The organism is Acinetobacter sp., from assembly GCF_036659555.1.
GTDB lineage: Bacteria > Pseudomonadota > Gammaproteobacteria > Pseudomonadales > Moraxellaceae > Acinetobacter.
The window spans coordinates 1-10,845 of record NZ_JAVXCI010000099.1 but is presented as its reverse complement, the minus strand read 5'-3'; the positions used below and the strand labels follow the sequence as shown (position 1 = coordinate 10,845).

Genomic DNA, 10,845 nt, shown 5'->3' with positions numbered 1-10,845 from the left:
GGCTGTTAGTATGGCTCGACAAAAGAGACATGAATTCCTAACAGTTGAACATTTGTTATTGGCTTTACTTGATAATGATTCGGCCGTAAATGCATTAAAAGCCTGCGGTGCAGATATTATTGTGCTTCGCAAAGAGCTTGAAGAATACGTAGAACAGCATACCCCTAAGCTTGGCGAAAACAGCGATCAGGCGCCTCATCCTACCGAAAGTTTTGACCGCATACTGCAGCGGGCAATTTTCCATGTGCAATCCAGCGGTAATGACCGCACGGTAGAAGGCGCAGACATTCTGGTTGCTATGTATTCAGAGCGCGACTCTTTTGCAGTCTACCTGCTCAAGCGCCATCAGATTAACCGGCTGACTTTAACCCAGTATCTTTCCCACGGCGCCCGCAAAGAAGAAGTGCATCAGGAAGAAGAAATTGAAGAATTGGACGGCGAAACTGCATCTTCAGCCAATGCAGGGCCACTGGAGCTGTATACCGCCAATTTGAATGCGGAAGCGCAAAAAGGTAAAACTGATCCGTTAATTGGCCGCGAAAAAGAAATTGAGCGCACCGCGCAGATTCTATGCCGCCGCCGCAAAAACAATCCCTTGCTGGTCGGTGATCCGGGCGTGGGCAAAACTTCGATTGCAGAAGGCTTGGCCTGGCTGATTGTCAACGGCAAAGCGCCGAAGCCTTTGGCAAATGCTGAAGTCTACAGCTTGGATATTGGCGCGCTGGTTGCCGGCACGAAATACCGCGGCGATTTTGAAAAACGCCTGAAACAGCTGCTGAATGCCTTGAAAAAGAAACCAGAGGCAGTGCTGTTTATTGATGAAATTCACATGATCATTGGCGCCGGTTCCAGCATGGGCAGCACCATGGATGCATCGAATTTAATCAAGCCGGCATTGGCGAATGGCTCTTTGCGCTGCATTGGTTCAACCACATTCCAAGAGTACCGCCAAGTTTTTGAAAAAGATCATGCTTTATCGCGCCGTTTCCAAAAAATTGATGTGAACGAGCCGTCTATTTCAGAAACCATTGATATTCTCCGTGGTTTAAAATCTAAATTTGAAGAATTTCATCATGTGAAATATGATGATCCGGCTTTGGTTTCTGCAGTTGAGCTGTCTGCTAAATTCATTAATGACCGTTTCCTGCCGGACAAAGCCATTGATGTGATTGATGAAGCAGGCGCGCAGCGCCGTTTGAAGGCGGAGCAGGATGACACCCTGATTACGGTTGAAAATATTGAAGACATTGTGTCTAAAATTGCCCGCATTCCGCCTAAAACCGTGTCCAAAGATGACAAGTCTGTGCTTGAAAACCTTGAACGTGATTTGAAGCGTGTGGTTTTTGGCCAAGACGAAGCCATTGAAGCTTTGGCGTCAGCGATTAAGCTTTCCCGCGCAGGCCTGAAATCTCCGGATAAGCCGGTCGGCAGCTTTGTTTTTGCCGGCCCGACAGGCGTGGGCAAGACAGAAGTGACTAAGCAGCTGGCTAAATTGCTGGGTGTTGAACTGGTGCGTTTCGATATGTCTGAATACATGGAGCGCCACGCGGTATCCCGCCTGATTGGCGCGCCTCCGGGCTATGTCGGTTTTGATCAGGGCGGTTTATTGACCGATGCGATTCATAAAAATCCGCACTGCGTGCTGCTGCTGGATGAAATTGAAAAAGCGCATCCTGATGTATTTAACCTGCTGCTGCAGATTATGGATCATGGTTCATTGACCGACAACAACGGCCGCAAGTCAGACTTCCGCAATGTGGTGCTGGTGCTGACCACCAATATTGGCGCAGAAAGCATTTCGCGTGTCAGCATTGGCTTTATGGAGCAGGACAACAGCAACGACAATCAGGACGCCATGAAAAAGGCCTTTTCTCCGGAGTTCCGCAACCGCTTGGATGGCGTGATTCAGTTCAAGGCATTGCCGACTACCGTGATTGAAAATGTGGTGGATAAATTCCTGACAGAGCTTCAGGCGCAGCTGGATGATAAAAAAGTCATTCTGGAAGTGGATCAAAGCGCGCGTGAATGGATGGCTGAAAATGGCTATGACCGCTTAATGGGCGCCCGCCCTATGCAGCGCCTGATTCAGGAACATTTGAAAAAACCGCTGGCGGAAATGATTTTGTTCGGTGAGCTGGCGGAACACGGTGGCAATGTCGCAGTTTCTGTGAAGAAAGAAAACGGCAAAGCAGTCGGGCTGAAGCTGGAAGTGTTTGAAGACCAGACTGCAGAGCCGGCTTAAGCTGGAGCTGCAGTACAGGAACCCGTGCCCGCACGGGTTTTTTATTTTAACTTTATCCTTATTTCCAGCAAGGAAAAGGGCAGCACCGTTTTAGAGAGATTATGGATATTCAAATCAGCAAAGTGGCGGCGACTTTTGTTTTATTTCTGATTACCGCAGTAATGGAAATTTTAGGCTGCTATTTTCCGTATTTGGTTTTGAATCAAGGCAGGTCCCATTGGCTGTGGATTCCTGCGGCTTTGGCTTTAGGAGCCTTTGTTTGGCTGCTGACCTTGCATCCGGCAGCATCGGGCCGGATTTACGCCGCTTATGGCGGCATTTATATTTTTACCGCATTGATGTGGCTGCGCTTTGTCGATCAAGTTGCCTTAAGCCGCTGGGATCTGCTTGGCGGAGCGATTGTGCTGACTGGCGCTGCCTTGATTATTCTGCAGCCTCAAGGCTTGGTCCGCTAATTCAATTGCAAAAGCCCCTGATGCTGCATCAGAGGCTTTTGAGGGATATCAGAATTTGCATTCACTGTTTTTAATGCTGTATTGGTAGATTTGCGTTTCAGAAGTCAATTTCATATTGATAGTATAGGGATTCCTGCGCTGGAATTCATGCTCAAATAGCAAATTGCAGTTTTGCAGGGTATTGTTCTTTATCAGCTTTTGAACCTCCTTTAAGCCGATCGCCTGTTCAAACTGGGAAAAATCCGGTGTGGTGATAATGCCTTCAATATCGACGTGGCTGGAGCGGATTTGATATTTTTCCATCAGCATATTCTGATCGAATTGATAGGGAAGCGTGCGCGAGTCTTCTTCGCTGATCACTTCTAAAATTTCATTCAGCGCTTTGGTGTCTTTAATTTTTAAATCGCTGCCTAAGATTTTTTTGTTGATCAGGTACTGATCAAACTCTGTAGGCGCGGCCAGGAGATGGGCTGCAAAAGCACAGCTGATTAAACCGAGAGAAAGCTTTTTTAAAGGCATATTAAAATCACTTATAGAAATTATACCTTTGATTATAACCAGTTACAGATAAAAAAAGCACCCGGAGGCGCTTTTTTATCCTACTAAATGCTTAGTCTTTTTTTAGATTTTCGTTAATTAAAAACTCAACCAGCGCTTTTTGCGCATGCAGGCGGTTTTCCGCTTCATCCCAAACCACAGCATTTTTGTGATCCAGCATATTTTCAGAGATTTCTTCACCGCGGTGCGCCGGCAGGCAGTGCATGAATAAGCAGTCTGGGTGGGCCAAATCCATCAGGCGCTCATTGACCTGATAATCTGCAAAGGCCTTTTCACGGATTTTCTGCTCTTCTTCCTGCCCCATGCTGGCCCAGACGTCAGTCACAATCAGGTCAGCATTGACGGCAGCGTCTTCCGCTGAGCCGACCAGTTCTGCACAGTGGGCAAATTCGGTTAAGAATTTCTGCTGCGGTTCATAGCCTTTAGGCGTGGCGATTTTTAATTTAAAGCCCCACATATGCGCAGCTTCAATATAAGAGTTGCACATATTGTTGCCGTCGCCGATCCAGGCCACGGTTTTGCCTTGAATTGAGCCGCGGTGTTCGGTAAAGGTCTGCATATCCGCCAAAAGCTGGCAAGGATGATGATCGTCAGTTAAGGCGTTAATGACCGGAACTGTAGAATAAGAGGCAAAACGTTCAACAATATCATGGCCAAAGGTGCGGATCATGACAATGTCCAGCATGCTGGAAATCACGCGGGCTGAATCTTCAATCGGTTCGCCGCGGCCCAGCTGGGTATCGCGCGATGAAAGGAAGATCGCGCTGCCGCCGAACTGGCTCATGCCTGCTTCAAACGATACACGCGTCCGGGTGCTGGATTTTTCAAAAATCATACCCATGACTTTGCCGGGAAATGGCTGAAAAACTTCATTGCGGTGCTGTTTGCGCTTGAGTTCGATGCCGCGCTGCAAAATCTGGTTAAGTTCTAAAGTCGATAAATCGCGTAAAGTAAGGAAGTGACGCAGCGCCATGATTACTCCACAATAATTGCTGAATCAAAACACTAAACAACAATTAGTTGTTGGTTGGTTAAAAGAAAAAGAGAATTTTCTACTATACTATATGCATGAAAAATTGCAAAAAAACTAAAGCTTTTGATGGCCTTCGAGGAAGCGGTCTACGGCGTATTCAATGTATTTGCCGGTTTCTTGAGCATCTTCCTGAGTTTGAATATTCATCAGAACCCGCCATTCAATATTGCGGATGATGCCGAAATATAATTGCGCGGAGTAAATTGGCTGACTGCACCGAATCAGGCCGAATTCATCAGCTTTGGCCAGCGCGCAGGCAATCGCATGCTGAATATTCTTTGGGCCTTGTTCATGAATATAGAGGGCCAGCTTAGGATTGCGCTGCGCCTGTTCAATAATTAAGCGTAAAAAAGATGCATTTTCAGGCAGAACAATGTGAGTTTTGAAATTTAAAAGCGTTTGAATCAGATAGCTGCGCAGATCGTCTTTTTCAAAATCAAAAGGCATGCAGATATCTTTAAAAAACTGTTCCCGGCGGTAATCCCAAATTGCGGTAAACAGCCCTTCTTTATTGCCGAAATACTTATAAATTGAGGCTTTGGAGCCGCCGGCATGATTGACAATATCATCCAGAGAAACCGCATCATAGCCATGCTCCAGAAACAGCTCAGCAGCGCTTTCTAAAAGCGCAACACAGCGCTCATGGCCGCGCTTGGTTTGCGGCAGATCACGGGCGATAGGTTCTAACTGAGCTAAGTCGTGCATATTGGAAATAATATTGTCAATGTGTGGAAAACGCTTGCAATTATAGCAAGTCTTTGCACAAAGTGCTGCACTGTTCGCGGCCGGAAGGTCATCATGCTGTAACGAAATAATATTATACATTTCAAAAATATTTGACTAAAGTTTTAGAGCAAAAATTCTAATAGGCCGTAGCCGGCCATATTTTTATGGGTATACTCAAGCCTCAATAAATAAAGTGATCACTGTGGAAAGGGAATATGACACAACAAACGTCTGCAGGTTTAAGATTTAGACAAGCTCTAGAAGTGGAAAAACCATTACAAATCATCGGTACAGTCAACGCTTATGCAGCAATGATGGCCAAACAGGTGGGTTACAAAGCCATTTATGTTTCGGGTGCCGGTGTCGCCAACTATTCTTATGGCTTGCCTGATTTAGGCATGACCAGTCTGGATAACGTTTTAGAAGATGTCCGCCGTATCACAGAGCGCGTAGATACTCCGTTACTGGTCGATATCGACACAGGCTGGGGCGGCGCATTCAATATTGCGCGCAGCGTGAAGCAGATGATCGCCGCCGGCGCAGCTGCTGTGCACATTGAAGATCAGGTTGCGCAAAAGCGCTGCGGCCACCGCCCGAATAAGGAAATTGTGAGCCAGCAGGAAATGGTGGACCGCATTAAAGCAGCGGTGGACGCCAAAACTGACTCAAACTTTGTGGTGATGGCGCGCACGGATGCCCTGCAGAAAGAAGGCCTGCAGGCGGTGATTGACCGCGCTTGCGCCTGCGTTGAAGCTGGGGCAGATGCGATTTTCGCAGAAGCGATGACCGACATCACCATGTACCGCACCGTATGCGATGCAGTCGGCGTGCCGGTTTTGGCCAATATTACCGAATTCGGCGATACCCCTTATTATACAACGGATGAGCTGGCGGAGCAGGGCATCAGCATGGTGCTGTACCCGCTGTCAGCAACCCGCGCCATGCAGAAAGCCGCGCTGGAAGTCATGCATTCAATCCGCAAAGACGGCACGCAGGTGAATGTGCTGGATAAAATGCAGCCGCGCAAAGAGCTGTATGAATTTTTAGATTACCATACCTTTGAAAACACACTGGACAAGCTGTTTAAACAGGAGAATTAAAAAAATGGCTGAAGGAAAAGTACTCACGGGCGCAGGATTGCGCGGACAGGTTGCTGGTAAAACAGCATTGTCAACTGTAGGAAAAAGCGGTGCAGGTTTGACTTACCGCGGTTATGACGTGCAGGATTTGGCGGAAAACTGCCAGTTCGAAGAAGTCGCCTACCTGATTTTCTTTGGTGAATTGCCGACGGCTGAGGAATTGGCTGCCTATAAGGCAAAATTGAAATCGCTGCGTCAATTGCCGCAGGCATTGAAAGAGGTGCTGGAACGTATTCCTGCAGATTCGCATCCAATGGATGTGATGCGCACCGGCGTATCCATGCTGGGCAACCTGGAAACAGAAAAATCTTTTGCCGAACAGCAGGATATAGCTGACCGCATTTTAGCGACATTGCCGGCAATCATCTGCTACTGGTACCGCTACAGCCACGACGGCGTGCGCATTGAAGAAAACACCGATGACGATTCAATCGGCGCGCAGTTCCTGCATTTATTGCGCGGTGAAAAGCCGAATGAACTGCATGAACAGGTGATGAATGTCTCGCTGATTCTGTATGCAGAGCATGAATTCAATGCTTCAACATTCACGGCGCGCGTTTGCGCATCAACGCTTTCAGACATGCACTCCTGCATTACCGGCGCAATCGGTTCGTTGCGCGGCCCATTGCATGGCGGCGCCAATGAAGCAGCCATGGAAATGATTGAAAACTGGACTTCTCCGGAAGAAGCTGAGCGTGAGATGCTGGGCAAGCTGGAGCGCAAAGAAAAGATCATGGGCTTTGGCCACGCGATTTATAAAGATAATGATCCGCGCAACGGCATCATTAAAATCTGGGCAGAGCGCTTAGCCAAAGATGTGGGCGATACCGTACTGTATCCGGTTTCTGTGCGCTGTGAAGAAGTGATGTGGCGCGAGAAGAAACTGTTCTGCAACGCGGACTTCTTCCATGCTTCGGCTTACCATTTCATGGATATTGCAACCAAGCTGTTTACGCCAATCTTCGTGATGTCGCGTGTAACCGGCTGGGCGGCGCATGTGATGGAACAGCGCGCGGACAACCGCATTATCCGCCCAAGCGCGGACTATACCGGCCCAGAACTGCGTAAAGTGGTGCCGATTGAAGCGCGTTCCGCTGCTTAAGCAGGCTTTAAAAGATCAGAGAGAAAAGCCTCGGTCTGAGTAATGCCAGTTAGTTAAGCATTTTTAATCCTCCCCAACCCTCCTTTTTCAAAGGAGGGAGCGTTTCGAAATTCAATACCGTATTGAATTCCTTGCACAGCAATGCTGTTCATCCCCTCTTTTTCAAAGAGGGGTTAGGGGAGATTTATCAATTAGTAATAATGAAATTACGCTTAATTGATCAGCATTATCAGTTCTGAGGCTTTTTATTGGGCTTTATTTGCTGAGCAAAACCGGATCTTCAATGCTATAGCCCGTTTCAAAAGGAATGCCCAAATATTTGACTGTGACCAAAATATTCTGATGCTGAGGCACTTTATAGGCTTGGGAAATTTTTAAGCCTTGCTTATAGCTTTCTGCAGTTTGCACCGGGCTTTTTAACGACCTGCTTTTCACCTGATACTGGTAAGTCCACTTATCAATACTTTCCTGCGGATCATACCATGCTTTGGCAGTGCCATTTTTAGTGGTTAAGATTTGAATATTTGCATTGCTGTGGTGAATGGGGGTGAGCGGGGCTAAGCGCTTTTTAATTTTTGCAATTTCCTGATCAAACTGCGCGCTGTCCTGATCATAATCAATCTTTTTGGTTTTAGGATTGATATACAGCGATTTCACCTGAATCAGCGCAGCCGGCTTGCTGCTGTTCAGCTGATAATAATACAGCTGCGGTAAGCGTCCCCGGCCATCTTCAAAATGGCGCATCAGATAAATTTTTTGGTCTTTCTGGTCCAAGCCCAGCACTTCAATATGCTGCGGGCCGCCGACAGTCGCGTAAACCGGCAGGGAAAGGCCGGAAAGAATAAATGCGCTGCAAAAAAAATTGGGTATTTTCATCTTGACCTCCAGATGCTATCTGCTTACTTTCTTTGAATATAGTGAAGTTTTAATGGATGGCTTGTTAAGAATTTTTGGAAATCTGCAGGGAAGCGCCGGATTTTGCCCGCATTGTATATTGCATGCCTGAATTCAGCATTCCGCCTGAATAAGATGCAGTACTTCTTTTGCCGTGAATTCGGTCAATTGATTCAAGCGCTGCAAAGGCGTGCCTGAAATCAGATAATAAAAATTGAAGATTTGCTGCTTGAATAAAATTGAAAGATAAAATGTGCCCTCTGGCTTTTCTGCGGTTGCGCTGCCGCCGGGTTTCAGCAGCCCGGTACAGGCGACAATGAAATCGGCATGAGGAAACAGGCGCTTGCCGCGCTGCGCCATGGCTTGCGTCACTTCGGCGGATTCTGCGGTATGCTGCTCAAGTAAGGCGCAAGGAATATGCAGGATTGAAATCTTGATGCTGGGATCATAGCTGACTAAGCCGCCCAGCAGAATGTCTGCGCCGCTGTTCTTGAAGATGGAAAACTGGCTGGATAAATAGCCCGAACTCGCGCTTTCAATAAAAGCAATGGTCAGCTTGCGCTGTTCAAGCGCATCACAGCATTGTTTTATAATCATTATATTTCTCAAAGATTTGCTGTTTTCCAGAATAGATGAGTCAAAATATATTTTAAATTAATTTTTGGCAAAAAGTTAAAAAATAAGCAGCTTCAGCTGAAAGATGTGCGCCTTGGCTATAAGGCATCATGCTTCCTGCGCCGGATGCTTATGGTTGTTCATTTGCTGCGCTAAAAAGGAAATTAAAGGTTTAAAGCAATGCCAAAGAGTGGTAAAACTGAAAATAAAGTGCATTATGGAAATAGGCTGAAACAATGAAAACAACTGTAAAATATGTGGTATTGAAAAGTTCGGATTACCAGTTGGGAACGCCGCTGTTTCAAGAGGAAATTGATGCGGATAATCAGTATTTTGATCAGATCCCGGCAGAAATTGCTTATCAGAATCATAAATTCAAAGTAAAGAGCAAGGAGCTGAAGCGCCTGTATCTGGCGGAAGAACAGGAAGAAAGCCAGACAATTATTGTAAAAGTGCTTGCTGCGCCATAAGCCTAAGGTTAATAAAGAGCCTGATGATGAGAGGTTCCTTATTTTAATAGGAGCTTTTTTTGATTTAATAAATGGAATAAGAAGCCTTAATTAATAATACATTTTAACTATTAATTAAGGCTTGATAAAAAGCGGAAAAATATCCAACTATTGATTTTAAATCATTAAAAAATATAAAAATATTTATATAGAATAATAAATTACCAGAGTTGGAACGGGCTATTAAAATAAGCGCCGGTGCATATGCTTTTTTAAAATTAACGCATTATTCATTCATAAAGTGTACGGCTTGAGAGAATTTAACAGGAAAAATGTTATATAATTTACTTAATTGTTAACGGTATGCGGTTTATGGAAATTTTAAAATTTATCAAAAGTTTTAATACTGCCGGTATGTACTTAACCCTTTCGACTGCACTTTTGGTCTTTTTAATTGTTTACTTTTATTTCATCAATCCGGCTTAAGCCGAATTGTGAAGAAGTTAAGAAAGACTCAGCGGCAAGTGGCCGGACAAAAAAGAGCAATGTGAAAACATTGCTCTTTTTTTTATATTTGCCTGAAAACAAAAAAATGATGGGAAAAGAGGGCCAATGCCATAAAAACGCAGCTTTGATCTGTTTAGCAAAATTTGGTTGAAAAGTTGACATGCATCACATTTTATATATAATTTGTGAAATACTATTTGCAGTAATGTGGTGAGTGAAAATGATTCTTTGGGGACAAGAGCAGGCACTTCCTGAACACGCGAAAAAATTTAAAGTCTTTCTCAAGCACTATGTTGCTGAGCAGAAGTGCGAACACTTATTGGCGCAAAAATCCTTTGTTTATGACACAGCCAGCGATGAGTTTCTGGAGTCAGACATTCAGGAGTTTTATAAGCTTTGGTCATTTTGCTAAGCATTCAGCCGAGCCTATTGCGCAAAGCGCTGATTGAAAATTCACAGTTAGGTGAGCACTTTCCTGCTGCGGAAGCATGCTGTTGCTTGAGCTGAAGAATAATTCAAACGCTGGTCTTTTTTTGTTATCTATTCTTAATAGTATATAAATTTGTTTAGCTTTATTTAATTATGGCATTTTTCGCCAATGCATAAAGCGCTTAAAATATTGAAAATGCTCATCAGAAACTTAGGCTGTAAGTTTCTTTTTTTGCTGATATTCCCAGTTTGACCCATGCAACCCTTGCATGGGTATTTTTTTATTTAAATTTTAACAAACACATACAATGATCTCTCCCAGTATTTGAAAAAATTGACTACAATTGTGGCAAATTTTCAAAACCTTAAGCAAAGGCAATCCGATGATAAATTTAAAAGCTGGCCTGATTATTTTAGTTTCCGCAGTGGCGCTGACGCTGGCGGCGTGCGGGAAAAAACAGGAGGCGCAGGAGCAGGAAGCGCCGGCAACATCAGCATCAGCAAGTGAAGCTGAAGTCACTTCAATTGAAGTCAGCCCGGATATGATTGATGCGGCGCCTTTAGAGCAAGAGGGTTCAGCTGCCAGTGAAGCTGCTGCAAAATAAGGCATTTGCTCAAGCGCATGAAAAGCCCATCTGATGGGTAATGCTGATCAGTTAAGCGTAATTTCATTATTACTGATTGATAAATCTCCCC

13 protein-coding genes are annotated in these 10,845 nt (G+C 45.1%); 8 read left to right on the top strand and 5 right to left on the bottom strand.

The genetic code is table 11. The features are described 5' to 3' along the window. Nucleotides 1-2,242, top strand: a 2,242-nt coding sequence (clpA, locus tag RSA72_RS12350) for an ATP-dependent Clp protease ATP-binding subunit ClpA (protein ID WP_332633254.1), incomplete at its 5' end; no start/stop codon positions are given. A 101-nt stretch (nucleotides 2,243-2,343) separates the two neighbouring features. Continuing rightward, nucleotides 2,344-2,697 carry a YnfA family protein gene (locus tag RSA72_RS12345; RefSeq protein ID WP_332623295.1) on the top strand — a complete coding sequence of 118 codons (354 nt, stop codon included), beginning with the start codon at nucleotides 2,344-2,346 and terminating at the stop codon, nucleotides 2,695-2,697. Between the two features lie 48 nt (nucleotides 2,698-2,745). On the opposite strand, the gene RSA72_RS12340 is transcribed toward RSA72_RS12345, so the two are convergent. The 3 genes from RSA72_RS12340 to RSA72_RS12330 all read right to left on the bottom strand — a co-directional run bounded on the left by RSA72_RS12340 (nucleotide 2,746) and on the right by RSA72_RS12330 (nucleotide 4,993). Then, entirely contained in the window at nucleotides 2,746-3,216 is a 471-nt protein-coding gene (locus RSA72_RS12340; RefSeq protein ID WP_332623296.1) for a hypothetical protein, read from the bottom strand. Between the two features lie 91 nt (nucleotides 3,217-3,307). Then, nucleotides 3,308-4,228, bottom strand: a complete 921-nt coding sequence (argF, locus tag RSA72_RS12335) for an ornithine carbamoyltransferase (protein WP_332633252.1) — start codon at nucleotides 4,226-4,228, stop codon at nucleotides 3,308-3,310. Nucleotides 4,229-4,342: 114 nt separating this feature from the next. Beyond that, nucleotides 4,343-4,993 carry a TetR/AcrR family transcriptional regulator gene (locus tag RSA72_RS12330; protein ID WP_332624784.1) on the bottom strand — a complete coding sequence of 217 codons (651 nt, stop codon included), beginning with the start codon at nucleotides 4,991-4,993 and terminating at the stop codon, nucleotides 4,343-4,345. A gap of 236 nt (nucleotides 4,994-5,229) precedes the next feature. Between RSA72_RS12330 and prpB the strand changes: the two genes are divergently transcribed. Both prpB and prpC read left to right on the top strand, forming a co-directional pair. After that, nucleotides 5,230-6,114 (top strand): methylisocitrate lyase, encoded by an 885-nt coding sequence (gene prpB, locus RSA72_RS12325; RefSeq protein WP_332633250.1) that lies wholly within the window; start codon nucleotides 5,230-5,232, stop codon nucleotides 6,112-6,114. Between the two features lie 4 nt (nucleotides 6,115-6,118). Further along, a complete protein-coding gene (gene prpC, locus RSA72_RS12320) occupies nucleotides 6,119-7,255 on the top strand; it encodes a bifunctional 2-methylcitrate synthase/citrate synthase (protein WP_332633248.1) in 1,137 nt (378 codons plus the stop codon). Nucleotides 7,256-7,510: 255 nt separating this feature from the next. Here the strand turns inward: prpC and RSA72_RS12315 are convergent, their stop codons facing one another. Continuing rightward, a complete protein-coding gene (locus tag RSA72_RS12315; protein WP_332624537.1) occupies nucleotides 7,511-8,131 on the bottom strand; it encodes an aminotransferase in 621 nt (206 codons plus the stop codon). A 132-nt stretch (nucleotides 8,132-8,263) separates the two neighbouring features. Beyond that, nucleotides 8,264-8,746 carry a CinA family protein gene (locus RSA72_RS12310; RefSeq protein ID WP_332624536.1) on the bottom strand — a complete coding sequence of 161 codons (483 nt, stop codon included), beginning with the start codon at nucleotides 8,744-8,746 and terminating at the stop codon, nucleotides 8,264-8,266. 254 nt (nucleotides 8,747-9,000) lie between these two features. Between RSA72_RS12310 and RSA72_RS12305 the strand changes: the two genes are divergently transcribed. The 4 genes from RSA72_RS12305 (at nucleotide 9,001) to RSA72_RS12290 (ending at nucleotide 10,754) form a co-directional block, all read left to right on the top strand. Beyond that, entirely contained in the window at nucleotides 9,001-9,234 is a 234-nt protein-coding gene (locus tag RSA72_RS12305; RefSeq protein WP_332624535.1) for a hypothetical protein, read from the top strand. A gap of 351 nt (nucleotides 9,235-9,585) precedes the next feature. Beyond that, the gene (locus tag RSA72_RS12300; RefSeq protein ID WP_332624534.1) at nucleotides 9,586-9,699 is read left to right on the top strand and encodes a hypothetical protein; all 114 of its coding nucleotides are present in this window, start codon (nucleotides 9,586-9,588) and stop codon (nucleotides 9,697-9,699) included. A gap of 241 nt (nucleotides 9,700-9,940) precedes the next feature. Next, on the top strand, nucleotides 9,941-10,132 hold the full coding sequence (locus tag RSA72_RS12295; protein WP_332624533.1) for a hypothetical protein: 192 nt from the start codon (nucleotides 9,941-9,943) through the stop codon (nucleotides 10,130-10,132). A 400-nt stretch (nucleotides 10,133-10,532) separates the two neighbouring features. Further along, nucleotides 10,533-10,754 (top strand): hypothetical protein, encoded by a 222-nt coding sequence (locus RSA72_RS12290; protein WP_332624532.1) that lies wholly within the window; start codon nucleotides 10,533-10,535, stop codon nucleotides 10,752-10,754. The last annotated feature ends 91 nt before the right edge of the window (nucleotides 10,755-10,845 follow it).

Excerpts from the sequence above, each read along its gene's own strand:
- RSA72_RS12290 (WP_332624532.1), top strand. The coding sequence starts at position 10,533 with ATGATAAATTTAAAAGCTGGCCTGATTATTTTAGTTTCCGCAGTGGCG.
- RSA72_RS12305 (WP_332624535.1), top strand. The coding sequence starts at position 9,001 with ATGAAAACAACTGTAAAATATGTGGTATTGAAAAGTTCGGATTACCAG.
- RSA72_RS12330 (WP_332624784.1), bottom strand. The coding sequence starts at position 4,993 with ATGCACGACTTAGCTCAGTTAGAACCTATCGCCCGTGATCTGCCGCAA.
- RSA72_RS12295 (WP_332624533.1), top strand. The coding sequence starts at position 9,941 with ATGATTCTTTGGGGACAAGAGCAGGCACTTCCTGAACACGCGAAAAAA.
- RSA72_RS12315 (WP_332624537.1), bottom strand. The coding sequence starts at position 8,131 with ATGAAAATACCCAATTTTTTTTGCAGCGCATTTATTCTTTCCGGCCTT.
- prpB (WP_332633250.1), top strand. The coding sequence starts at position 5,230 with ATGACACAACAAACGTCTGCAGGTTTAAGATTTAGACAAGCTCTAGAA.
- argF (WP_332633252.1), bottom strand. The coding sequence starts at position 4,228 with ATGGCGCTGCGTCACTTCCTTACTTTACGCGATTTATCGACTTTAGAA.
- RSA72_RS12300 (WP_332624534.1), top strand. The coding sequence starts at position 9,586 with ATGGAAATTTTAAAATTTATCAAAAGTTTTAATACTGCCGGTATGTAC.
- RSA72_RS12340 (WP_332623296.1), bottom strand. The coding sequence starts at position 3,216 with ATGCCTTTAAAAAAGCTTTCTCTCGGTTTAATCAGCTGTGCTTTTGCA.
- RSA72_RS12345 (WP_332623295.1), top strand. The coding sequence starts at position 2,344 with ATGGATATTCAAATCAGCAAAGTGGCGGCGACTTTTGTTTTATTTCTG.
- prpC (WP_332633248.1), top strand. The coding sequence starts at position 6,119 with ATGGCTGAAGGAAAAGTACTCACGGGCGCAGGATTGCGCGGACAGGTT.
- RSA72_RS12310 (WP_332624536.1), bottom strand. The coding sequence starts at position 8,746 with ATGATTATAAAACAATGCTGTGATGCGCTTGAACAGCGCAAGCTGACC.